The 24,823-nt window shown below is 51.6% G+C and carries 23 protein-coding genes and 1 pseudogene; all 24 read left to right on the forward strand.

Going from position 1 to position 24,823, the window contains the following annotated elements:
* The first annotated feature begins 144 nt into the window (after nt 1-144).
* The gene (locus CX650_RS13290) at nt 145-978 is read left to right on the forward strand and encodes a CheR family methyltransferase (protein ID WP_101096072.1); all 834 of its coding nucleotides are present in this window, start codon (nt 145-147) and stop codon (nt 976-978) included.
* Between the two features lie 174 nt (nt 979-1,152).
* Nucleotides 1,153-1,551, forward strand: a complete 399-nt coding sequence (flgB, locus tag CX650_RS13295) for a flagellar basal body rod protein FlgB (RefSeq protein ID WP_039034362.1) — start codon at nt 1,153-1,155, stop codon at nt 1,549-1,551.
* A 2-nt stretch (nt 1,552-1,553) separates the two neighbouring features.
* Nucleotides 1,554-1,970, forward strand: coding sequence for a flagellar basal body rod protein FlgC (gene flgC, locus CX650_RS13300; RefSeq protein WP_025011047.1), 417 nt, complete (start codon nt 1,554-1,556; stop codon nt 1,968-1,970).
* Nucleotides 1,971-1,984: 14 nt separating this feature from the next.
* The gene (flgD, locus tag CX650_RS13305; protein WP_101056052.1) at nt 1,985-2,668 is read left to right on the forward strand and encodes a flagellar hook assembly protein FlgD; all 684 of its coding nucleotides are present in this window, start codon (nt 1,985-1,987) and stop codon (nt 2,666-2,668) included.
* Nucleotides 2,669-2,722: 54 nt separating this feature from the next.
* Nucleotides 2,723-4,084: a flagellar hook protein FlgE gene (gene flgE / locus CX650_RS13310; RefSeq protein WP_101056053.1), complete on the forward strand. Its 1,362-nt coding sequence runs from the start codon at nt 2,723-2,725 to the stop codon at nt 4,082-4,084.
* 165 nt (nt 4,085-4,249) lie between these two features.
* Complete coding sequence (gene flgF, locus CX650_RS13315; protein ID WP_101096073.1) at nt 4,250-4,993, forward strand: flagellar basal-body rod protein FlgF; 744 nt, start codon at nt 4,250-4,252, stop codon at nt 4,991-4,993.
* A gap of 11 nt (nt 4,994-5,004) precedes the next feature.
* A complete protein-coding gene (gene flgG, locus CX650_RS13320) occupies nt 5,005-5,793 on the forward strand; it encodes a flagellar basal-body rod protein FlgG (RefSeq protein ID WP_025011050.1) in 789 nt (262 codons plus the stop codon).
* Between the two features lie 21 nt (nt 5,794-5,814).
* Nucleotides 5,815-6,480, forward strand: a complete 666-nt coding sequence (flgH, locus tag CX650_RS13325; protein ID WP_229800070.1) for a flagellar basal body L-ring protein FlgH — start codon at nt 5,815-5,817, stop codon at nt 6,478-6,480.
* A gap of 10 nt (nt 6,481-6,490) precedes the next feature.
* On the forward strand, nt 6,491-7,582 hold the full coding sequence (locus tag CX650_RS13330) for a flagellar basal body P-ring protein FlgI (protein ID WP_025011052.1): 1,092 nt from the start codon (nt 6,491-6,493) through the stop codon (nt 7,580-7,582).
* Nucleotides 7,583-7,607: 25 nt separating this feature from the next.
* A complete protein-coding gene (flgJ, locus tag CX650_RS13335; RefSeq protein ID WP_101056057.1) occupies nt 7,608-8,618 on the forward strand; it encodes a flagellar assembly peptidoglycan hydrolase FlgJ in 1,011 nt (336 codons plus the stop codon).
* 20 nt (nt 8,619-8,638) lie between these two features.
* Complete coding sequence (gene flgK / locus CX650_RS13340) at nt 8,639-10,564, forward strand: flagellar hook-associated protein FlgK (RefSeq protein ID WP_101096075.1); 1,926 nt, start codon at nt 8,639-8,641, stop codon at nt 10,562-10,564.
* A gap of 11 nt (nt 10,565-10,575) precedes the next feature.
* Nucleotides 10,576-11,781 carry a flagellar hook-associated protein FlgL gene (gene flgL / locus CX650_RS13345; protein WP_101056059.1) on the forward strand — a complete coding sequence of 402 codons (1,206 nt, stop codon included), beginning with the start codon at nt 10,576-10,578 and terminating at the stop codon, nt 11,779-11,781.
* A 95-nt stretch (nt 11,782-11,876) separates the two neighbouring features.
* Nucleotides 11,877-13,071: pseudogene (locus tag CX650_RS20560) on the forward strand (flagellin).
* Between the two features lie 279 nt (nt 13,072-13,350).
* Nucleotides 13,351-14,529, forward strand: coding sequence for a flagellin (locus CX650_RS13355; protein ID WP_101096076.1), 1,179 nt, complete (start codon nt 13,351-13,353; stop codon nt 14,527-14,529).
* 229 nt (nt 14,530-14,758) lie between these two features.
* On the forward strand, nt 14,759-15,166 hold the full coding sequence (locus CX650_RS13360; RefSeq protein WP_224866650.1) for a flagellar protein FlaG: 408 nt from the start codon (nt 14,759-14,761) through the stop codon (nt 15,164-15,166).
* Nucleotides 15,167-15,196: 30 nt separating this feature from the next.
* Nucleotides 15,197-16,552 carry a flagellar filament capping protein FliD gene (gene fliD / locus CX650_RS13365; RefSeq protein WP_101096077.1) on the forward strand — a complete coding sequence of 452 codons (1,356 nt, stop codon included), beginning with the start codon at nt 15,197-15,199 and terminating at the stop codon, nt 16,550-16,552.
* A gap of 18 nt (nt 16,553-16,570) precedes the next feature.
* Nucleotides 16,571-16,918 carry a hypothetical protein gene (locus CX650_RS13370; protein WP_101096078.1) on the forward strand — a complete coding sequence of 116 codons (348 nt, stop codon included), beginning with the start codon at nt 16,571-16,573 and terminating at the stop codon, nt 16,916-16,918.
* Nucleotides 16,919-16,927: 9 nt separating this feature from the next.
* A complete protein-coding gene (gene fliS / locus CX650_RS13375) occupies nt 16,928-17,338 on the forward strand; it encodes a flagellar export chaperone FliS (protein WP_101096079.1) in 411 nt (136 codons plus the stop codon).
* Between the two features lie 278 nt (nt 17,339-17,616).
* Nucleotides 17,617-19,047: a sigma-54 dependent transcriptional regulator gene (locus CX650_RS13380; protein ID WP_039035635.1), complete on the forward strand. Its 1,431-nt coding sequence runs from the start codon at nt 17,617-17,619 to the stop codon at nt 19,045-19,047.
* Nucleotides 19,048-19,127: 80 nt separating this feature from the next.
* Nucleotides 19,128-20,192: a sensor histidine kinase gene (locus CX650_RS13385; RefSeq protein ID WP_101096080.1), complete on the forward strand. Its 1,065-nt coding sequence runs from the start codon at nt 19,128-19,130 to the stop codon at nt 20,190-20,192.
* Nucleotides 20,189-21,520, forward strand: a complete 1,332-nt coding sequence (locus CX650_RS13390; protein WP_101096081.1) for a sigma-54-dependent transcriptional regulator — start codon at nt 20,189-20,191, stop codon at nt 21,518-21,520. The genes CX650_RS13385 and CX650_RS13390 overlap by 4 nt, the downstream gene beginning before the upstream one ends.
* Before the next feature lie 177 nt (nt 21,521-21,697).
* Entirely contained in the window at nt 21,698-22,030 is a 333-nt protein-coding gene (gene fliE, locus CX650_RS13395; protein WP_039035638.1) for a flagellar hook-basal body complex protein FliE, read from the forward strand.
* A 41-nt stretch (nt 22,031-22,071) separates the two neighbouring features.
* Entirely contained in the window at nt 22,072-23,781 is a 1,710-nt protein-coding gene (fliF, locus tag CX650_RS13400; protein WP_101056065.1) for a flagellar basal-body MS-ring/collar protein FliF, read from the forward strand.
* Nucleotides 23,774-24,817, forward strand: a complete 1,044-nt coding sequence (fliG, locus tag CX650_RS13405) for a flagellar motor switch protein FliG (protein WP_025011061.1) — start codon at nt 23,774-23,776, stop codon at nt 24,815-24,817. Before fliF ends, fliG begins: the two co-directional genes overlap by 8 nt.
* The last annotated feature ends 6 nt before the right edge of the window (nt 24,818-24,823 follow it).

Genomic DNA, 24,823 nt, shown 5'->3' on the forward strand with positions numbered 1-24,823 from the left:
CCTTTGTCTGCTGTGACTTTTTATGGCTATAGTGAGTTGGTCTGCTTGTGTTGCAAAGGGGGCTGGGGTATAACGCAGCCCCAGTTTTTAAATGTTGCTGCCTCAATTCGCAGTGACGTTTTTACGGATAGTTAGGACACTAAGGTGCCAGATAAATCTCTCGCGGAAACTGAGTACAATCAATTCAGGCTGTTTCTTGAGCAGCACAGTGGCATTGTATTGGGTGAGAACAAACAGTATTTGGTTCGCAGCCGTTTGGCGCCTTTGATGGGGAAATATGGTTTGCCATCCCTGTCGGACGTTGTTAAGCAATCGATGCGACCCACAGAGCGCCAATTACGGGCTGAAGTCATTGATGCCATGACGACCAACGAAACTCTTTGGTTTCGGGACAAGTATCCTTTTGAATTACTTGGCAATACATTATTGCCCGGTTTTGCCAAGTTGGGTCGGCCGTTGAAGATTTGGTCGGCAGCCTGTTCATCCGGCCAGGAGCCCTATTCACTGGCGATGACAGTGCTCGAATATCAACAGCGTAAGCCGGGAGCTCTGCCGGGTGGGGCGATAATCCAGGCCACCGATCTATCGCCGTCCATGCTCGAGCGTTGTAAAAATGCCGAGTACGATAAGCTGGCATTGGCCCGGGGCCTGTCTGAAGAGCGTAAGCGTCAGTTTTTTGAAGCCCTGCCCAATGGCAATATGCGGGTAAAGGACAATGTTCGTCGTTTGGTCAGTTTTCGGGCTCACAACCTGCTTGAAAGTTACACCTTGCTTGGCAAGTTCGACATCATTTTTTGCCGTAACGTACTTATCTATTTTGCCCCGGAGGCAAAGGCAAAAATACTGCGGCAATTTGCTGCCGCTCTCAATCCCAAGGGGATATTGTTTTTAGGGGCCAGTGAGTCGATTGCCGGTTTGACCGATGAATTCGATATGATTCGCTGCAATCCCGGTATTTATTATCAAAAGAAAAATTAGTTATCTAATTCCTTGATTTTCAATGTTTTTCAATGGCCGCCTGTCAAGTTTGATGGGCTCTTTCTTTTTTATCTCTCAAGTCAATCGCAATCCATTTCTCATCTGTTGCTATAGCCATCATTCCTGGCACAAAGCTTGCTTTGTTTTTGTCGAGTCATTGGAGGAGGCGGTTTTATGGCGATCAGTTTTGATAAGGCCCTTGGCATACATCAATACACTCTGGGTATTCGCGCCCAGCGTGCCGAAGTGCTTGCCAGCAATATAGCCAATGCCGATACCCCGCACTACAAGGCTCGGGATGTGGACTTTTCTTCGGCGTTGCAGGCGGCCAAAGGGCGGCAACAGGGAATGAATATGGCGGCAACGTCTGAAAAGCATTTCGACCTCAAGGCGCTGACAGCCCAACATGTGCAATATCGGGTGCCGGATCAACCGGACACTGGGGATGGCAACACAGTCGATATGCAAAAAGAGCAGCAGGCCTTTATGCAAAATGCGCTTGAATATCAGATGTCGCTTGGGTTCCTCGACGGTAAGTTCGCCGGCATGAAAAAGGCATTGAAAGGAGATTAATCATGAGTTTGTACAATATTTTCAATGTTGCGGGTTCGGGAATGTCGGCGCAGTCGGTACGTTTGAATACTACCGCCAGTAACATAGCCAACGCAGATTCTGTTTCTTCCAGTATCGATAAGACCTACAAGGCACGGCATCCCATTTTTGAGGCCGAACTGGCCAAGGCTAATGGCCAACAGCAACAAGGGGCAGCGGTCAAAGTCAAAGGCATAGTGGAAAGCGATAAACCCTTGCTGAAAGAGTATTCGCCGGATCATCCCATGGCCGATGCCGACGGTTTTATCTACAAACCCAATGTCAATGTAGTGGAAGAGATGGCCGATATGATTTCCGCCTCCCGTTCCTATCAGATGAATGTTCAGGTAGCCGATGCAGCCAAGTCCATGCTGCAACAAACCCTGAGAATGGGCAAATAACGGAGGCATAGCCCATGAGCGTCAATTCAGTTAACCCTTTTCTCGACAGTATCCAGGTGCAATCGGGTACTGAAACCAAGAAAAGCAATAATCAACAACTGACCCAGGAAGACTTCTTCTCGCTCCTCAGTCAGCAGTTGTCTATGCAGGATCCTTTCAAGCCGGTGGATAACGATCAGATGATCGCCCAGATGGCGTCGTTTGCCACAGTGGATGGTATCTCTAACCTGAATGAAGAAATAGTTAACCTCAATTCGTTAATGACTTCGAGTCAGGCATTGCAGGCATCAGGCTTGGTGGGGCAGAAAGTGCTGATCCCGGCGGGCACCGGCTATGTTTCCGAGGAAGACCCAACGCTCAAAGGGGTGATCACATCACCGGAAAAGATCCCTTCAATTAAAGTAACGATTGAAGATGAAGCCGGTCAGGTGATCAAAACCTTCGAGGTCGACGGTAGTGCCGGCGGCAATATAGATGTGGAATGGGATGGCCTGGATAAGGACGGAAACCCTGTCGATACAGGCATCTATACCATGAAGGCCAGCGGGGTTGTTGATGGTAAGTCCCAGGATCTTATCGTTAGTTCCTATGCCCACGTGACCAGTGTATCACTCAACTCTGCCACCGGCGCCGTGTTGAACCTAAGAGGTATTGGCGGGATCAGGCTCGCCGATGTGCTGGCTGTTTCCGAGGTTTAATTCTGTTTCTGCCCCGGCGGTGCCGGACAGTATCTAAAAATCATGAGGTGAATTATGTCTTTTAACATTGCTCTGAGTGGGATTGCTGCGGCGCAGAAAGATCTCAATACCACGGCCAACAATATTGCCAACGTCAATACGATAGGCTTTAAAGAATCCCGGGCCGAGTTTGCCGATGTGTACGCCAGCTCGATTTTCTCCAACGGCAGAACCACAGTGGGCGGCGGTGTCACCACCACTCAGGTGGCGCAGCAGTTCCATCAGGGTAACCTGAACTCCACCAACAACGCGCTGGATATGGCGATCAACGGTGGTGGTTTCTTCGTGACATCATCCAGTGTCGGCAGTCAGGATTACTCTTTCACCCGCGCCGGAGCCTTCAAGCGTGATGACAACGGCTTTTTGGTCGATGCTGCCGGTAATTATCTGCAGAGCTTCCCGGTCGATAAAGATGGTAACTCCACTTCTGTAAGTCTGACTACCACCAAGCCGGTGCAGATCCCGGATACTGCCGGTAGCCCGCAGAAAACCAACAATGTTGGCATCAGCATGAACCTGGACTCCACTCAAGAAACTAAAGACCCGGCTTTGTTTGACCCATCCAAGTCAGATACTTTTAATAACTCCACTGCAGTGACCATTTATGACTCTCTGGGTAACTCCCACACCTTGACCACTTATTTTGTGCGTCCGGAAAATGGTGCTCATACCGGTGAGAGTAACTGGGTGGCCTACTACGCCATTGACGACAAGCCGGTCAATCTGGGTGGCGGCGCCGGAACCTACAACACGGACACTAACGGTGACGGTACTGCGGATGGTACAGGCACAGCACAAACTGCAGGTGGCTGGACCGGAGCTGTGCTTAAGTTCAACGATGTCGGCGGTTATATAGGTTCCGATCCTGCGGTGATCACCACAGAGCAGTTGGGAGTTGGCGGGGCCAACGTTCTTGGTCCGGCTGCTGACGGCACTCAAGCGATAACCATAGATTTCAACAATCCGACCCAGTTCTCGGAAAAGTTCAACGCCACGGAATTGACGCAGGATGGTGTGACAGTGGGCCGTTTGACCAATGTTGAAGTGGGTACTGATGGTTTGATCTCTGCCAAGTACAGCAATGGCTCAACAGTACCTCTGGCACGGGTGGCGTTGGCACGATTCTCCAATGAGCAGGGACTGAGCCAGGTGGGTAATACCTCCTGGAAAGCCAGCCTGGATTCAGGCGCGGCGCTGGCCGGTGAGGCCAACAGCGGTGTGTTTGGCAGTATCCGTTCATCCACACTGGAGCAATCCAACGTTGACCTGACCACTGAGCTGGTGGATTTGATTTCGGCCCAACGTAACTTCCAGGCCAACTCCCGTACTCTGGAAGTGAACAATACACTACAGCAAACCGTATTGCAGATCCGCTAAGCCTTCCTGTGCAAGACATTGCCGCCCGGCAATGTCTTGCCGCACCTTCGCCTATTAATTCCCAAGTTACTGAAGTTCTTCTGCTGTCCTAGTGCTCAACTGCTCATTTTATTGGCACGATGTTTGCTTTTACCTGAATAGGTAAAAAGATTGACGGAGCAGCAGGTGGACAAACTTCTCTATGTCGCCATGACTGGCGCCAAACAAAACATGAATGCGCTGGCGGTTAGGGGTAACAACCTGGCCAATGCCAATACTGATGGTTTCAAGGCCGACATGGCTCAGGCTCGTGCGATGCAAGCCTTCGGCGAAGGCTTGCCGACCCGGGTGTTCGCCATGACAGAGTCGCCCTCGGCCAACTTTCAGTCCGGCCCTATCAAATCGACCGGGCGGGATCTGGATATTGCCATCAAAGATCAAGGCTGGATTGCGGTGCAGGCCGCCGATGGTAGTGAGGCCTATACCCGCTCCGGTAGTCTGAGTTTTGACACCACAGGTTTGCTGCGTAATGACAGGGGCAACCCTGTGATGGGTGATAACGGCCCAATAGTGCTGCCGTTGCCGATAGACAAAATTCAGGTTGCCACAGACGGCACTATCTCCATTCGTCCCCAGGGCGCAACCGCCGAGGTGATAGAAGAAGTGGGGCGCATCAAGCTGGTCAACCCGGGCAATCAGAACCTGATGCGCGGTGAAGATGGCTTGTTCCGCACTCTGGATGGTAATCCGGCCGCCGCCGATCCCTTTGTCAACGTGGAAAGCGGCGCCGTGGAAGGCAGCAATGTCAATGCCGTGGATGAGATGGTCAACCTGATTGAGTTGCAACGTCAGTTTGAGCTGCAGGTAAAAATGATGAAAACCGCAGAAGAGAACGACAAGTCGTCCGCTTCACTGATGCGCATTAGCTAGGAGTAATTGATATGCATCCCGCGTTATGGATAAGTAAGACTGGGTTAGATGCCCAGCAAACAGACATCTCGGTGATTTCAAATAACGTCGCTAATGCCAGCACCATAGGCTACAAAAAGGGCCGGGCGATATTTGAAGACTTGCTGTACCAGACGGTCAATCAGGCCGGTGGTATCAGTGCTTCCAACACCAAGCTGCCCAATGGCCTTAACCTGGGCGCAGGTACCAAGGTGGTAGCCACCCAGAAGATTTTCTCCCAGGGTAATCTGCAAACCACAGACAACGCGCTGGATATGATGATTGAAGGCCCGGGATTCTTTGAAATCCAACTGCCCGATGGCACCACAGCCTACACTCGCAACGGCCAGTTCACTCTGGATGATACCGGCCAGATAGTGACTTCCGGCGCCGGCTATGTGCTGCAGCCTGCCATTACCATTCCGGACGATGCCACCAGTATCACCGTTTCCGCCGAAGGTGAAGTGTCGGTTAAAACCCCGGGCGCCGCCGAAAACCAGGTGGTGGGCCAGCTGACCATCTCTGATTTCATCAATCCGTCCGGCCTGGATCCCATAGGGCAAAACCTCTATCTGGAGACGGGCGCCAGCGGTACCCCGATTCAGGGCACGGCTTCGCTCGACGGTTTGGGCTCCATTCGTCAGGGCTCGCTGGAAACCTCCAACGTTAACGTGACCGAAGAGCTGGTTAACCTGATTGAGAGTCAGCGGATTTACGAAATGAACTCCAAAGTCATTTCGGCCGTAGACCAGATGCTGGCCTACGTGAACCAGAATCTGTGATGAGGTGATGTGATGAAACCCATGTTCCTTATCATTCCGGCTTTGTTTCTGGGGGCTTGCACTGCTACCCAGAATAAACCCATAGCCGATGATCCCTATTATGCGCCTGTGTATCCTGAAGCACCGCCAACCCGGATAGCGCCGACCGGCTCTATTTATCAGGATAGCCAGGCGTCTTCGCTTTACTCGGATCTGCGGGCGCACAGGGTAGGGGACATCATCACTGTGGTGCTGGTGGAGTCAACCCAGGCGAAGAAAAGCGTCGGTAACAAGATCAAGAAAGGCTCGGACATGTCGGTGAACCCGCTCTACATGGGCGGCAGCAATGTCACCATCAAGGGCAATCCGCTGGATTTCCGTTACGGCGACAGCATGGATACCAATCGTGAGGCCGATGCCGATCAGAGCAACAGCCTCTCCGGGCAGATCTCGGCCAATGTGATGCAGGTGCTGGGCAATGGCAACCTGGTTATTCGCGGTGAAAAGTGGATCACCATCAATAATGGCGACGAGTTTATCCGGGTAACCGGCATTATTCGGCCGCAGGATATTACTCCCGAGAACACCATAGATTCACCCAAAGTCGCCAATGCCCGTATTCAATACAGCGGTACCGGCACCTTTGCCGATTCGCAAAAGGTGGGCTGGCTGAGCCAGTTCTTCCTCTCTGACTGGTGGCCTTTCTGAGGATAAGCTCATGAAAATCAAATTAATCATGGCACTAGCCTGTTTGCTGGTTTCTCTGCCGGGACAGGCCGAGCGCATCAAGGATATCGCCGATATCCAAGGGGTCAGGGATAACCAGTTGATAGGCTACGGTCTGGTGGTCGGTTTGCCGGGCACCGGGGAGAAGACCCGTTACACGGAGCAGACCTTCAAGACCATGTTGAAGAATTTCGGCATCAATTTGCCGGATAACTTCAGGCCCAAGATCAAGAATATTGCCGTGGTGGCAGTGCATGCCGATATGCCACCCTTTATCAAGCCGGGACAAACCCTGGATGTGACGGTATCGAGCCTGGGTGAAGCCAAGAGCCTGCGCGGCGGTACTTTGCTGCAGACTTTCCTTAAAGGGGTGGACGGCAATGTTTACGCCATCGCCCAGGGCAGTTTGGTGGTTAGCGGTTTCAGTGCCGAGGGCCTTGATGGCTCCAAGGTTATCCAGAACACGCCAACCGTGGGCCGTATTCCCAACGGCGGCATAGTCGAGCGTGAAGTGGCCAGCCCCTTCGGTAATGGCGATCACCTGACTTTTAACCTGCACAGAGCCGATTTCTCCACCGCCAAGCGCACCGCCGATGCCATTAATGGCTTACTCGGCCCGGGTATGGCACGGGCGCTCGATGCTTCTTCCATTCAGGTCAGTGCCCCCAGAGATGTGTCGCAGCGGGTATCTTTCCTGGCCACCCTGGAAAATATTCAGGTTGAGCCTGCCGATGAGTCGGCCAAGGTGATAGTCAACTCCCGCACCGGCACCATAGTGGTCGGCAAGGACGTAAAACTCCTGCCGGCGGCAGTGACCCATGGCGGCCTTACCGTCACCATTGCCGAAGCGACTCAGGTTTCTCAGCCCAACGCCCTGGCCGGTGGCCAGACTGCGGTGACCAGCAACAGCACCATAGATGTGGCTCAGGACAATAGACGTATGTTTATGTTCAACCCGGGCACTTCCCTCGATGAGTTGGTGCGGGCGGTGAATATGGTGGGCGCGGCGCCATCGGATGTGTTGGCAATCCTCGAAGCCTTAAAGATGGCAGGGGCTTTGCATGGTGAACTCATCATCATCTGATTAATGGCACATTGGTTTATCGACTATGAACAAAATGGCTGACGCGGCGCAATTTCTGGATCTCGGTGGGCTGGACAAGCTCAGAGCCCAGGCGCAGCAGGATCAAAAAGCAGCGCTTAAGGAAGTCGCGCAGCAGTTTGAAGGCATCTTTGTGCAGATGTTGATGAAAAGCATGCGAGATGCCAACGCGATATTTGAATCCGACAGCCCGATGAACAGCCAGTACACCAAGTTCTACGAGCAGATGCACGATCAGCAGATGTCGGTGGAGCTGTCCTCCAAAGGCATGCTGGGGCTGGCGGATCTCATGGTGCAGCAGTTGTCACCGGAAAATTCCGGCATTACCCCGGCCTCAGTGCTCCGCGGCGATGTCGATAACCGCAGTGTCGCGGCCTTGAGCGGCGGCCAGGCAGAGAAGATATCCGGTGTTGAAGCGACTGCGGCCAAAGCATCCGCGCTGCCAAGCAGTGACAGTCTGCAGCAGGTATTGAGCGGCAAAGTATTGCCGTCATGGCGGCAGGCGCGGCCGGCAATCGGCAGTCAGGAAGAGTTTGTCAGACAGCTTTATCCTCATGCCAAGGCTGCTGCCGATGCCTTGGGGACTCAACCCGAAGTGCTGCTGGCGCAATCGGCTCTGGAAACCGGTTGGGGCCAGAAAATGGTCCGTGGTCATAAAGGTGAGTCCAGTAACAACCTGTTCAATATCAAGGCCGACAGACGTTGGCAGGGTGAGAAAGCGGCGGTGTCTACCCTGGAATATGAGCAGGGCACAGCTGTGCGGCAAAAAGCTGACTTTCGGGTGTACGACAGTTTTGAGCAGAGCTTTAACGACTTTGTCCGCTTTATTTCCGATAACGATCGTTACAGCCAGGCGCGCAAGATGGCCGCTAATCCCGACGAGTTTATCAAGGCACTGGCCGAGGCGGGATACGCCACGGATCCTCAATATGCCAACAAGGTGATGAAAGTGCTGGATACCATCAAGGCCGATTTTGGTCAGTTGTTGCAGGAGTTCGGCTCAAAGCCGGGCCAGTAAAGGTGCAGGAGCGATAACCCATGTCTATGGATCTGTTCAATATAGCCCGCAGCGGGATCCTGGCTGCCCAATCACAATTGGGGGTGACCAGTAACAATATTGCCAACGTCAATACTGAAGGCTATCACCGCCAGGTGGCTATACAGGGCAGCTCCACCTCAATGCGTCTTGGCAATAACTTCTATGGCACAGGTACTTATGTGCAGGATGTAAAGCGTATCTACAATGATTATGCTGCCAGAGAGCTGCGTATCGGTCAGACAGGGCTCAGTGCTGCCGAGGCCAGCTACACCAAGCTCAGCGGGCTGGATCAGCTGTTTTCCCAAATAGGCAAGGCGGTGCCAGCCTCATTGAATGACTTTTTCTCCGGTCTCAATAGTTTGGCTGACCTGCCAGCGGATCTGGGGATCCGCGGCTCTGTGCTCAATTCGGCCTCGCAACTGGCGCAGAATCTCAATCAAATGCAGAGTCATCTGACAGGTCAGGTGCAGCAAACCAATGATCAGATTGAAAGCATTACCACCAGGATCAATGAGATCAGTAAAGAGATGGCGCAGATCAATCTTGAACTGATGAAGTCACCCGGTAACGATGCGCAGTTGTTGGATAAGCAAGATGCGCTGATTAAAGAGTTAAGCCAGTACGCCGAAGTCAATGTGATCCCGCTGGAAAACGGTGCTCGCTCCATCATGCTGGGTAGCTCTTTTATGTTGGTATCCGGTGAAGTGGCCATGACCATGGGCATGACCGCAGGTGACCCCTTCCCCAATGAGCCAGAGCTGACCTATAGCCTCGGGGGCAACGAGTTGAAGGCCGACCCCGCCAAGCTTGGGGGGCAACTGGGCGCCTTATTTGATTTTCGTGACAACACCCTGATGCCCGCCAGCCATGAGCTGGGGCAGTTGGCGCTGGGGATTGCCGATGCTTTTAACGAGATGCAGTCCCAGGGTTTTGATCTCAATGGCGAACTCGGACAACCCATTTTTACCGATATCAATGACCCTGTGATTGCCGCTGGCCGTGTCGGCGCCTATTCCGGCAACGCGGGCACAGCTTCTTTGAGCGTTAATATCGATGATGTCGGCGCCCTGTCCGGCAGCAGTTATGAGCTGAACTATACCAATGCCGGTAATTATGAACTCAAGGACATGAAGACGGGGGCGGTGACCAATTTGACGCTCAACGGCGATACTCTGGAAGGCGCCAACGGCTTCAGTATCAAAATTGATGCCGGTGCCATGGCTGCCGGTGACAGGTTTGAAATACGGCCAACGGCCAATGCGGCGGCCAACATAGGTGTGGTGATGTCAGATCCCAAGGGTATTGCCGCAGCGGCGCCGAAAATTACCGCTAACGCAGGTAATTCAGGCAGCACTTCAGTGAAGTTGGTCAGCATAGACGACAGAAGCGCGGCTAACTTCCCCGTGACTGACAGTGAGCTGACATTCACCCTGGATACCAGTGTCAATCCGCCTTCCTATGAAGTATTTGATGTCAACGGCGCTTCTTTGGCAACCGGGACGGCTGCGGGTACTCCGCCGCAGATCAGCGCCTTTGGTTTTACTTTTGAAGTCGATGGCAGTAGTGGCGGTAGTGAGAGTTTCACCTTTGATCTCAGCTTTGCGCCGGGTGACAACACCAATGCCTTGGCCATGGCCAAACTCAGTGACAGCAAGATAATGAATAACGGTAAGTCGACCCTGGGTGATGTGTTTGAAAAGACCAAGCTGGATATTGGCAGCCAAACCAAATCTGCCCAAGTCAGGGCCGGTTCGGCAGAGGCCATTTACAACCAGGCCTATGCCAGGGTGCAGTCGGAGTCGGGAGTTAACCTGGATGAAGAAGCGGCCAATTTGATGCAGTTCCAACAGGCCTATCAGGCATCGGCACGGATCATGACTACGGCCAATGCCCTGTTCGACACCCTGTTCAGTTCGGTTCGATAGGAGCTTGAGAGATGCGTATTTCAACTTCACAGATGTACCAGCAGAATTTAAACAGCATTCTGCAGAAGCAAACCGATACCAACAGGATCCTCGAACAGCTCTCCAGCGGTAAAAAGGTCAACACTGCCGGTGATGACCCGGTGGCAGCTATCGGCATAGACAACCTCTATCAGCAAAACGCGCTGGTGCAGCAGTATCTCAAGAATGTGGATTACAGCAAAAACCGCTTATCTTTGGCGGAAAGTAAGCTCGGCAGCGCCGAAACTTTGGTCACCGGCATTCGTGAACAGATGCTGCGTGCAGTAAATGGCACCCTTGGTCCCTCGGAACGGCAAACTATTGCCGATGAAATGCGCAGCAGTTTGGATGAACTTCTAAGTATTGCCAATACCCAGGATGAGTCAGGCAATTACCTGTTTGCCGGATACAACACAGATACTCAGCCCTTTGCCTTCGATGCCAGCGGCAACATGGTTTACAGCGGTGATAGCGGCGTTCGTGATGCCTTGGTGGCACAAGGGGTTGCTATGGGCACCAATATTCCCGGGGACTCGGCTTTTATGAATGCTGCCAACGCCTTGGGTGACTACGGCGTCAATTATTTGGCCCCGCAAACCGGGGAGTTCAGGGTACTCAGTGCCAAAATAAGCCCTCCTGGGAGCCATGTGGCTGATACCTACACCTTTAACTTTACCGATAACGGCGCTGGTGGGGTTGATTTGCAAGTGTTGGATTCAAGCGGTACGGCTGTCAGCAATGTGGCTAACTTCGATGCCAGTAATCCAGTGAGCTTCAACGGTATAGAGGTGAAGCTGGATGGCACGCCGGCTGGCGGGGATTCCTTCACCATGGAACCTAAGGCCGAGGTACCTATTTTCGACACCATTCAACAGGCGATAACCCTGCTGGAGGATCCCGATCTGATCAATACCCCCAACGGACAAGCTGAGTTGGCACAGTTATTGGATAATCTTGATAGTGGTATGACTCAACTCGGTGTAGCCAGAGGCGTTGCGGGCAATAGTCTCAAGAGCCTCGAAAGCTACAGCAGCAATCATGCAGAAGAAGAGTTGGTGAATAAGTCGGCATTGTCACTGCTGGAAGATCTCGATTACGCCGCGGCGATAACCGAATTTCAAAAACAGCAGTTGGCCTTGAACGCCGTTTCAAATGTGTTCAGTAGAGTGGGTTCTGTTTCCCTGTTTGACTTTATTTAACAGTAAACAAAGACCTACCCGTCTGTCAGATAAGTTGTTAACAATTTTAGCCAAGCTCCGAGTCTTGGCGCTAAAACTAGGAAGAGGAACTCAACATGGCTATTACCGTTAATACCAACGTAACTTCATTGAAGGCGCAGAAAAATCTTAACGGCGCCAACAACCATCTGCAGACCTCCATGGAGCGTCTGTCCAGTGGCCTGCGTATCAACAGCGCCAAAGACGATGCAGCCGGTCTGCAGATCTCCAACCGTCTGACCAGCCAGTCAGATCAACGGCCTGGATGTGGCCCAACGCAACGCCAATGACGGTATTTCTATCGCCCAGACCGCCGAAGGTGCCATGCAGGAGTCCACCAATATTTTGCAGCGTATGCGTGATTTGTCACTGCAATCGGCCAACGGCTCCAACTCGGCCGAAGACCGCACCGCCATGCACAAAGAGTTGTCGGCCCTGCAGTTAGAGTTAACTCGTATCTCTGAGACCACCTCTTTTGGGAATCAGAAGTTGTTGGATGGCAGCTACGGAACTCAGGCCTTCCAGGTGGGCGCCAATGCCAATGAAACGATTTCCGTCACATTGGGAGATGTGGGCGCTGATGCAATAGGCAAGGGTGCGCAGACTGTTGCAGGTCAATTGAGTGCAGCAAACATTGCAGCGTTGACAACAAATGATAACAACAGCGATGGCATTTCAGGTACTTTAACATTTGGGTACACTCCTGCTGGCGGCACTGCAAGCAATATTACAGTAGACGTTGCCACAGGTGATGATGCAGATAGCTTGGCGGCCAAGATAAACACAGCTCTTGCTGATACGGGGGGCACTGTGAGTGTGGACTCTGGCAATATTAACTTTGGTGGTATTGCAAACAATGGTGATGCATTGACGTTAGCAGCAGTGGATGATGCAGCTACACCAGCAGCAGTCACGCCAGAGACAGCATTGGCCTTGGGTGGTGATGATACAGGGCTGATTACAGTGGAAGATTTGGACATATCCACCGCAGATGGAGCACAGAGAGCTGTTAGCGTGATTGATGCTGCAATTGCCGGCATTGATAGCCAACGAGCAGATTTGGGTGCGGTGCAAAACCGGATGAGTTTTACAATCAATAATCTGAACAGTATTGGTACCAACGTGTCTGATGCCCGCAGCCGGATTCAGGATGTGGACTTTGCCAAGGAAACGGCCACTATGACCAAGCAGCAAATTTTGTCTCAGACTTCTTCTGCCATGCTGGCCCAGGCTAACCAGTTGCCTCAGGTAGCTCTGTCACTGCTTGGTTAAACTTGACAGGTAAATAAAAACTGCAATGGTATCAACCCACAACAGCGGCCAAAGCCGCTGCTGTGGGTTTTACTCATTAATGTGAGCGGGAAATTAAGTTATAGCAATAGCACGACTGTATAAAAGTCATTAAAATACAATTAATTAGTTATAATTTATAAAAATGATGATTTTTTGGCTAAAGTCTCTCAGTTGGCTGCCGTTACAGTGACTGTAACAGATTAGCTCCGCTTGGCTTGACAGCCAGCCAGCGGTCAACCAGCAAGAGAGGAACCTATTATGGCCATTTCCGTCAATACCAACGTGACTTCCCTGAGTTCACAAAAGAACCTCAATAATGCCAACAGTGCATTGAAAACCTCCATGGAGCGTCTGTCCAGTGGCCTGCGTATCAACAGCGCCAAAGACGATGCTGCCGGTCTGCAGATCTCTAACCGTTTGACCAGTCAGATCAACGGCCTGGATGTAGCCCAACGCAACGCTAACGATGGTATCTCCATCGCCCAGACGGCCGAAGGCGCCATGCAGGAGTCCACCAATATTTTGCAACGGATGCGTGATTTGTCACTGCAATCGGCCAACGGCTCCAACTCGGCTGAAGACCGTGCTGCTATGCAAAAAGAGATTACCTCGCTCCAGGAAGAATTGACCCGTATTTCCGATACCACAGCTTTTGGTGGTCAGAAACTACTTAACGGCAGCTACAGAACTCAGGCCTTCCAGGTGGGCGCCAATGCCAATGAAACGATTTCCGTCACGTTGGGAGATGTGGGCGCTGATGCAATAGGCAAGTCAGGAAAGGAAGTCACGGGTACTTTTGCAGCTGCTAACGTTACCGGTTTGATTGGTAAAACCGGTAACGAGGCTTTGGAGTTCGGTTACACTGATGCGGACGGTAAGACAAAAACGCTTACAGTTGACTTTACAAATGTATCAGATATTGATGGTTTGGCGTCTGCAATCAATACTGCTTTAGCCGATACTGGAGTTTCTGTTGTTAAAGACACTGCTGGCACAGAGTTGAAGTACAGTGGTTTTATGGAAAATGGCAGTACTGCTTTGACAGTATCAAAAGCTACTAAGGGTGATTCTTCGGACATTAAAGCAGACGTTGCCGTAACAGTTGGCGAGGACGATTCAGGATTTTCAGCAATTGAAGGTGTTGACATATCCACTGCCGATGGAGCACAGAGTGCTGTTAGCGTGATTGATGCTGCAATTGCCGGCATTGATAGCCAACGAGCAGATTTGGGTGCGGTGCAGAATCGTCTGAGTTTTACTATCAACAACCTGAACAACATCTCTACTAACGTTTCAGACGCCCGTAGCCGGATTCAGGACGTGGACTTTGCCAAGGAAACGGCACAGATGACCAAGCAGCAGATTTTGTCTCAGACTTCTTCAGCCATGCTGGCCCAGGCTAACCAATTGCCTCAGGTGGCTCTGTCACTGCTGTAATCCAAGCGATTAAGGCATAAAAGGTTATAATCAGGAGGGGGAGGGCTTAGTGCCCTCCCTTTTATTTGACGTACCGGGAATAATGGGTTTGCAATGTCATCGGATGATGTTTTAGTCCTTTATGGCTTTTGTTGTACTGGTTATGATGTGACCGATTGCCAGATGTCCAAAGGATGAAAGTGCGTCCTTAAGTTTGTGGCAAACCGTAACAGTGAGTAGGGAGAAACCTATGAGCGGTGAAATACAAATGGCTCCTGCAATTTCAGTTGTGGCAACGCCAGCAACTGAAAAATATGACAGGGCACAACAGAATAGCAGCTCAGACAAGTTGGCTGAAGTTGGCACGAAAGCTGCTTTGAATCCAACAGAGCTAGCCGGTGTTGCGTCCGCAAAGCCAGTCGAGGCTGAAGTAGATACTGATACCCTGATAGCGCTGACAGATTCTCTGACTGATATGATGAGCATGATGCGTAAGGGGTTGGAATTCAGGGTCGATGAGATGCAAGGAATGCCAGTTGTCAGTGTGATGGATATGGACTCGGGTGAACTGATAAGACAAATTCCTTCCGAAGAGGCTTTGGCCTTGGCTGAGAAAATGTCTGAAATTGCCGGTGTATTGATGAAGACTGAGGCGTAACTGGTACGTCACAATATTTAGGAGGTTAGCATGGCGGGTTTAACTGCGACCGGCATAGGTTCTGGGCTGGATATTAGTGGTATTGTTTCTGCTTTGGTTAATGCCGAGAAAGCCCCCAAGGAAGCTAGGCTCAATCAGACAGAAGGGTTGATCAACACTCAAATTTCGGCGATAGGTGCGTTGAAAAGCAGTATTTCCGAGTTTATGGATAAGTTGAAACCCTTGTCTGAAAGCAAAACCTTTACCGGCTTTACTTCCAACTTATCCAAGAGCGATTATTTATCGGCCAAGGCGACGCCGGATGCCGTTGCCGGCAGTTACAACCTGGTGGTTGAACAGTTGGCGCAGAGCCAAAAGCTGGGTTCGGCCAATGTAACCGACGTGACCTCCCCTATTGGCAGTGGTTCGCTGGACATTGATGTTGCAGGTGAAAGCTTTGCAATTGAGGTCAACAGTGATGATTCGCTGCAGGATATAGTGAAAAAAATCAATAGCGCAGAGGATAATGTAGGGGTCACGGCGACTATTATCAACAGTGATGCCGGCCCCCAGATGGTGCTGACTTCCAATAAGACCGGAACAGACAATCAGATTCAATTATCGGCTACAGATGATACTGGCACTGCGTTGGCAGATACTTTCGCAATGACGGAAGTTCAAGCCGCTAAAGATGCCATATTGTATGTTGATGGTTTGAAGGTGACATCAAATTCCAATGAGGTTGAGAATGCCATTCAGGGGGTGACATTAAACCTCAAGGATGCGGATGCCGATAAAAGTACAACTCTGACTATAGAGCCGGACAGGGCTGGGGCAACCAAGGCGATTAAAGAGTTTGTTGATGCCTATAACAGCATGATGGAAACGGCCCGTGGGATGTCGAGTTATGATCCTAAGACCAAGCAGTCAGGCGTATTTCAAGGTGACTCTCTTATCCGGAGTTTACAAGGGCAATTTAGGGGGGCTATCTCATCGTCTTACGGTGAAGGTATGGCGTTGGCCAATCTGGGGATCAAGACTACCCGCGATGGTTCCTTGGAACTTGATGAAGATCGTCTAAAAGAAGTGCTGGAAAATGATTTAGCCAATGTCACAGACTTTTTTACCAATGAAGAGAATGGATTCGCGGCTAAAATGAAAAGCGTTGGTGATACCTATGTCCAAACTGGCGGATTGCTCGATAGTCGTGATGAATCACTGGATAATCGTCTGGCCAGGATTGGAGATGAACGCGAGTCTCTGGAATTAAAAATGAAGGCTTATGAGGCTAGGCTCACTAAACAATACAATGCGATGGATTTATTGGTTGGTCAACTCAACTCTCAAGGAGCCTTGCTGAGCCAGCGTTTGAATTCTCTCCCTGGATTGGTATCCAATGATAAGTAACTCTATTATGGAGGTTAATTGAATTTGGAGCAGCAGATACTGTTGGACGAGTTGGCAAATTTGTCCAAGAAGCTTGTGGGGGTAGTAGACCAACTTGAGCAATGCTTGATGGAGCAGTTGGAAGAACATGAAGAGTTGGCCAGAGTCTTGCAAGGTTTGGTATTCGAGCGCCAAAAATTAATCGAACAGTTGGTAACATTACCACTGGAAAGTAGTCAAGATGTATTGGAACAACAACACCAACTGACTTTGGACATAGAACGTCGGATTTCTGTTGTTAGGAAAGCCTATGCCGATACTTTGATTACGCTCCGGGGGAATGATCGCAAACTGAATGTTTATCGATCCCTAGATTTTGAAAGGTAGGAACGAGCTATGAGAGGTTCACTGCAGTCGTATAGAACAGTTTCTCTGGAAAGCCAGCTTTCTGAGGCGAGTCCTCATAAAATCACTCAAATGATGTTCAGCGGGGCTTTGGAAAGAATCGCGCAGGCCAAAGCTGCGATGGAGCAAAATAATGTTGCCCAAAAAGGCGTCCTCTTGGGTAAAGCTATTGGTATTATCCAGGGGTTAAGAGGAAGCTTGGTAATGGAAGCCGGTGGTGAAATCGCTACCAACCTCAGCAATTTGTACGACTTTATGCTGCGACGTATTACAGAGGCGAATCTCAACAATGATGTGCAGGCTCTGGATGATGTTGCGGCTGTGCTGCGGGATATCAAAGAAGCCTGGGATGCTATCCCCGCCGATAAACATCACCTTACGGCTCATGAAGAAAATCGCTGAGTTATTGCTCACTCTGAACAAAGGCGCTTAAAGCGCCTTTTTGACACCCGTCATTTAATTGACGATATCGGTGTTTGTACCCTGAATTTAGACTAAAATCTGGAAGGGGTAGGCAGAAAAGCCATCCTAGGCTTGCTTATATCGTGCCGATAATACAATATTCAGCATTGCTACAAATTTAGCTGAGTATGTGAAGAAAGCATTGCCAGACTTTCCAGAGCAACTAACACTAATAATTAATGCGAATCCATAATTGCCAAAGCTTAGCGGCCCACTGAATGATGCATACAGATCAACGAATTTTACTTGTCGGACCCCCCTCTGAGCGTACCAATCGCTTGTCTTGTGTTTTAGAGTTTATTGGTGAGCAAGTCGAAGTCGTGGCTCCCGATACAATTGATGCACAATCGCCGGAAACTCGATGTCGGGCCATGATTTTGGTTGCAGATAGCGTAGAGGGTGATGCATTACAATCTCTGATGTTCAAACTGCCATGGCAGCCCATGTTGCTGCTTGGACAGAGTAGCATTAGCTCCTCGAATCTGCTTGGCCGGATTGATGAACCCCTGAGCTATTCCCAGTTAACCGAGTTATTGCACTTCTGTCAGGTTTTTGGCCAGGTCAAGCGGCCTCAGGTACCTACCAGTGCCAATCAAACCAAACTGTTCCGCAGTCTTGTTGGCCGTAGCGAAGGTATCGCCAATGTGCGCCACCTGATCAACCAGGTGGCCGGCTCTGATGCCACAGTGTTGGTGCTGGGCCCCTCTGGTACCGGTAAAGAAGTGGTTGCCCGTAATATCCATTATCTTTCAGAGCGTCGTGATGGCCCTTTTATTCCGGTCAACTGCGGTGCCATTCCGCCGGAACTGTTGGAAAGTGAACTATTTGGTCATGAGAAAGGTTCTTTTACCGGCGCCATCAGCTCCCGTAAGGGGCGTTTTGAACTGGCCGAAGGCGGCACTCTGTTCCTCGATGAAATCGGCGATATGCCACTGCAGATGCAAGTCAAGTTGCTGCGGGTGTTGCAGGAGAGAGTGTTTGAACGTGTGGGTGGCAACAAGGCGATTAACGCCGATGTACGGGTAGTGGCCGCGACTCACAGAAATCTGGAAACCATGATTGAAGAAGGAGAGTTTCGCGAAGATCTCTTCTATCGTCTCAATGTATTTCCCATCGAAATGCCGCCCCTTAGTGAGCGCCGGGATGATATCCCGCTATTATTGCAGGAGTTGGTCAGCCGGGTGTTCAACGAAGGTAAGGGCCGGGTGCGTTTTACCCAGCGTGCCATCGACTCGCTTAAGGAACATGGCTGGTCCGGTAATGTCCGTGAACTGTCCAATCTGGTTGAGAGGTTAACTATCCTCTATCCGGGTGGTCTGGTCGACGTTAATGATCTACCGGTTAAATACCGTCATATTGATGTGCCCGAGTACTCGGTTGAGGTTAGCGAAGAACAGCTTGAGCGTGATGCCTTGGCATCTATCTTCAATGACGAAGAACCGGTTGATCTGCCTGATACCCGTTTCCCCAGTGAGCTGCCGCCTGAAGGAGTCAATCTCAAGGATCTCTTGGCTGAGTTGGAAATCGATATGATACGCCAAGCACTGGATCAGCAGGATAATGTCGTTGCCCGCGCCGCTGAAATGCTGGGTATTCGCCGTACCACTCTGGTGGAGAAAATGCGTAAATACGGCATGAGTAAAGATTAATATCCTGATAATTTTTGACTTTTAAGTTGGCATAAAGTCTGCATTAACCCTGTCAGCATCGTATTTTTGACGGGGTTAATATGTCTGCAAGCCCGCTGGCACAGCTCGAAACCATCTCTCATCATGGCCGCGAATGGATCCCGGTAAGGGAAGCCGCCAATATGTCCAATCGTATGGAGCATATTCTGCAGGCCATGCCTTCGGGCGTCGTTATCCTCAATGGTGACGGCTTGGTCAGCGAAGCCAACCCGGTTGCCGAATCTTTGTTGGGTGTTCCTCTGGTGGGTCAGCGCTGGCTGACTATCATCAATCGCGCCTTCGCACCGCAAAAAGACGATGGTCATGAAGTTTCCCTGCGCAATGGCCGCCGGGTGAAACTGGCGATTACGCCGCTGACACCTGAGCAGGGGCAGCTGATTATGCTGACCGATCTCACCGAAACCCGGCTATTGCAGCAAAACCTTTCCCACCTTGAACGCCTGTCTGCTCTGGGAAAAATGGTTGCCACTCTGGCGCACCAAATACGCACTCCGCTTTCTGCCGCTTTACTTTATGCCGCCAATTTGGGCAGCCCAAGGCTGGATACCGGCTCCAGAGAGCGTTTTCAGGGCAAACTGCTCGACAGACTTTCCGAGTTGGAGCAGCAGGTCAATGATATGTTGTTGATTGCCAAAGGTAAGCAAGAGGAAGCCTGCGACAGAGTGCCTTTCTCGACAGTGCTGGAAAAAGTGATGGCCAACTGCGAGCCAATTGCCGCCAAGCAAAACGCCGAATTGAGTCTGCAACTTGAAGGTGACCGCGAGATGCAGGTCAATCTTCATGGATTGAGCTCTGCCATCAATAATCTGGTGATCAATAGCCTGGAAGCCGGTGCCACAAACGTCATTCTGCGCCTGAGCTGTGACCAGGTACTGCGCCTTGATGTGATAGATAACGGCAAGGGGCTTGATAGCAAGATGCAAAAACAGGTGTTGGAGCCTTTCTTTACCACCAAGCGTCAGGGCACAGGACTTGGGCTGGCGGTGGTGCAGTCAGTCGTGCGCAGCCACGGCGGCAAATTGGATCTCAGCTGTGAGTTGGACGCCGGTTGTACCGTTACGCTGAGCTTCCCACTGATGACAGCTTCTCAAGGGGGGGCGGTATGAGCGAAGCAAAAATTCTTTTGGTGGAAGATGACGCCGCGCTCCGGGAAGCGCTGCTCGATACCTTGCTGCTGGCCTGTTACGAGTGTGTTGACGTCGCCAGCGCCGAAGAAGCGATAACGGCTTTGAAAGGTAATCGTTTTGACATGGTGATAAGCGATGTACAGATGGAGGGTATCGGCGGTATGGGGCTGCTGGATTATCTGCGTCAGCAACATCCGCAGCTGCCAGTCCTGTTGATGACGGCCTATGCCACTATTGATAATGCCGTCAGTGCTATCAAGTTGGGAGCGGTAGATTATCTCGCCAAGCCGTTTGCTCCTCAGGTGCTGCTTAATCAGGTGAGTCGTTATTTACGCCCCAAGGTGGTTAGTGGCAGCCCCGTAGTGGCTGATGAAAAGAGCTTGGCCTTGCTGGCATTGGCGCAGCGGGTAGCCGCTTCTGACGCCTCTGTGATGATAAGTGGCCCCAGCGGCTCGGGCAAAGAGGTGTTGGCTCGCTATATTCATCAGCACAGCCAAAGACCTGACGGGCCTTTTGTGGCGATTAACTGCGCTGCCATCCCGGAAAATATGCTCGAAGCCACCTTGTTTGGCTACGAGAAAGGCGCCTTTACCGGGGCTTATCAGGCTTGCCCCGGCAAGTTTGAACAAGCTCATGGTGGCACACTGCTGCTCGATGAGATTTCCGAGATGGAGCTGTCTTTGCAGGCCAAGCTGCTGCGGGTGCTGCAGGAGCGTGAGGTTGAACGCCTGGGGGGCCGCAAGACCATTAAGCTCGATGTCCGGGTACTGGCAACTTCCAACCGGGATCTGAAAGAGATGGTGGCCAAGGGCGAGTTTCGCGAAGATCTTTATTACAGGATCAATGTGTTCCCGCTTGCCTGGCCGGCATTGAATCAAAGACCGGCGGATATCATTCCGCTGGCCAAGCATCTGTTGGCACGCCATGCCGAAAATGCGGCAATTAACCCGGTTCCAGCTCTTAGCGATGCTGCCGTGCGGCGTTTGTTGGCCCACCGCTGGCCGGGGAATGTCCGTGAGCTGGATAACGTGATCCAGCGTGCACTGATCTTGAATCAAGGGCAGATAGAAGCCGGCGATATCATTATCGATTTGCAGGATGTTGCGCTGGGAGATACCACAGCCCAGGAAACGCCTGAGGCGCTCGGTGATGAGCTCAAGGCTCAGGAGCATGTGATTATTCTCGAGACTCTGGCCCAGTGTCAGGGCAGTCGCAAGCTGGTAGCCGAGAAATTGGGGATCAGTGCCCGCACTCTCAGATACAAGATGGCGCGCATGCGCGAGATGGGCATAGAGGTGCCCGCCTGAATATCGCCCAAAGCGGCCGTCAGGCCGCTTTCCAATCTTTATGTTTTTCCTCTGGCTCTGCTTGAATACAGGGCCTTTAGCCATCTCAATTTTGATTATTCCACTTTTGGCAAACTAATTGCATAGAGTCCGGTAACCCAGGTTTTTCGTCAATTCGCTGACGACAGGAGTGAGAAGATGCAAATAGGTGCCAATTCTTTATTGCAGGAAATGCAATCACTTAAAGGTGAAATTGCCCCAACGGGATTTCAGTCTTCGCCTGTACGTCAGGTGGGCAATACCTCAGGGGCCGACTTTAGCCAATTGCTGGCCCAGGCGGTCGGCAATGTCAGTGAGTTGCAAAGCACATCATCCAATCTGGCTACCCGGCTGGAGATGGGCGACACCACTGTGTCTCTGTCTGACACTGTTATTGCCCGCGAGAAAGCCAGCGTTGCCTTCGAGGCCACAGTGCAGGTGCGCAACAAGCTGGTTGAAGCCTACAAAGAGATTATGAGCATGCCTGTTTAAGGCCTGCTTGCATCACAGATCCCGGATAACAGGAACGCACAGTGAGCACAGAATTAGTAGCAGGATCCAATGTTTCCGCCGCTGGAACTACGCTGGATGGGGCCCAACAGGAAAATAAGTCGGGTGTATTGGGCTCCCTCGGGGGAGTGGATATGCTGCGGCAGATCACCATGATCCTGGCATTGGCTATCTGTCTGGCACTGGCGGTATTTGTGATGATTTGGGCTCAGGAGCCTGAATATCGGCCACTGGGCAAGATGGATACCCAGGAGATGGTACAGGTTCTCGATGTACTGGATAAGAACCGGGTGCCGTACAAGATTGAAGTCGATGTGATTACTGTGCCTGAAGACAAGTACCAGGACGTGAAGATGATGCTGAGCCGCGCCGGTATAGATTCCAGCGCCGATGCCAAGGATTATCTGAGCCAGGATTCCGGCTTTGGTGTCAGTCAGCGGATGGAACAAGCCCGGCTGAAGCAGAGTCAGGAGATGAATCTGGCGCGGGCGATTGAAGAGCTCAATAGTGTCAGCCGTGCCAAGGTGATCCTGGCGCTGCCAAAGGAAAATGTATTCGCCCGCAATCGCGCCAAACCCAGTGCCACAGTGGTGGTCAGTACCCGCAGGGGCGGTTTGGGCCAGGAAGAGGTTGATGCAATAGTAGATATTGTTGCCTCTGCAGTTCATGACATGGATCCCAGCCGGGTGACTGTGACAGACTCCAACGGCCGCTTGCTGAACTCAGGCAGTCAGGATGGGGTATCTGCCCGCGCCAGACGCGAGCTTGAGCTGGTGCAGCAAAAAGAAAACGAATACCGCAACAAGATAGATTCGATTCTGATGCCGATCCTCGGCCCGGAAAATTTCACTTCCCAGGTGGATGTCAGCATGGACTTCACCGCCGTCGAGCAAACAGCCAAGCGTTTCAACCCGGATCTGCCATCACTTCGCAGTGAAATGACAGTGGAAAACAACAGCGTTGGTGGCAGCAGTGGCGGCATCCCCGGAGCCCTTTCCAATCAGCCGCCGATGGAGTCCAATATTCCTGAAAACGCTGCCGATGCCGCAGAAAGCAGCAGTGTTACTTCAGGCAACAGCCATAGGGAAGCGACCCGTAATTTTGAGCTGGATACCACCATCAGCCATACCCGTCAGCAGATAGGTGTGGTACGCCGGGTCAGTGTCTCAGTGGCGGTCGACTACAAGGCAGGTGCTGCCGGTGAAAATGGTCAGGTCGCCAGAGTGCCTCGCACAGGTGAAGAGATGGCCAATATCCGTCGCTTGCTGGAAGGCGCCGTTGGCTTCAACAGCCAAAGGGGCGACATGATAGAAGTGGTGACTGTGCCCTTTATGGATCAACTGGTTGAAGATTTGCCTGAGCCACCTCTGTGGGAGCAGCCCTGGTTCTGGCGGGCGATGAAACTCGGCATAGGTGCCTTGGTGATTTTGGTGCTTATCCTGTTCGTGGTGCGTCCCATGCTCAAACGCCTCATCTATCCCGATGGCCAGAATATGCCGGATGAACCTGCGCTGGGGCATGAGCTGGCAGATATTGAAGATCAGTACGCTGCCGACACCCTGGGCATGCTCAACCGACCTGAAAGTGAATACAGCTATGCCGATGACGGTTCGATTCTGATACCGGATCTGCACAAAGATGATGATATGATTAAGGCCATACGTGCTCTGGTGGCCAATGAACCTGAACTGTCCACCCAAGTGGTGAAGAACTGGTTGCAAGAAGATGCCTGAAAAAAAAGCGGATAAACCAGCCGAGAGCGGCTTCGACGTCAAGAATCTCAACGGGATTGAGAAGACCGCCATTTTGTTGCTGAGTCTCAGTGAAGCCGATGCGGCCTCTATTCTCAAACACTTGGAACCCAAACAGGTTCAAAAGGTGGGTATGGCCATGGCGGCCATGCAGGAGTTCGGCCAGGAGAAGGTGGTTGCGGTTCACAAGCTGTTTCTGGATGATATCCAGAAATACTCCTCCATAGGCTTTAACAGCGAAGAGTTTGTGCGCAAGGCACTGACTACCGCGCTGGGTGAAGACAAGGCCGGTAACCTTATCGAGCAGATTGTCATGGGCAGTGGCGCCAAAGGCCTCGACTCGCTCAAGTGGATGGACGCCAGGCAGGTGGCGACTATCATCCAGAATGAACACCCGCAGATCCAAACCATTGTTTTGTCCTATCTTGAACCGGATCAGGCGGCGGAAATCTTTGCCCAGTTCCCGGAAAACACCCGTCTCGATTTGATGATGCGTATCGCCAACCTCGAAGAGGTGCAACCTGCAGCACTGCAGGAGCTTAACGACATCATGGAGAAACAGTTTGCCGGTCAGGGTGGCGCCCAGGCCGCCAAGATGGGTGGCTTGAAGGCTGCTGCCAACATTATGAACTACCTGGATACCGGGGTAGAGAGCCAACTGATGGAAACCCTGCGCGAGTCCGACGAAGAGATGGCGCAGCAGATCCAGGACTTGATGTTCGTGTTCGAAAACCTTATTGATGTCGACGACCGTGGTATTCAGACGCTGCTGCGGGAAGTGCAGCAGGATGTACTGATGAAGGCGCTCAAGGGCGCCGATGAGCCATTGAAGGAAAAGATCCTCGGCAATATGTCCAAACGTGCCGCCGAATTGCTGCGTGACGATCTCGAGGCCATGGGGCCAATTCGTATCAGCGAAGTGGAAGTGGCCCAGAAAGAGATATTGTCCATCGCCCGTCGCTTGTCCGATGCCGGAGAAATTATGCTCGGTGGCGGCGGCAGTGAAGAATTCCTCTGACAGGCG

Source organism: Shewanella indica (assembly GCF_002836975.1).
Classification (GTDB): Bacteria; Pseudomonadota; Gammaproteobacteria; order Enterobacterales; family Shewanellaceae; genus Shewanella; species Shewanella indica.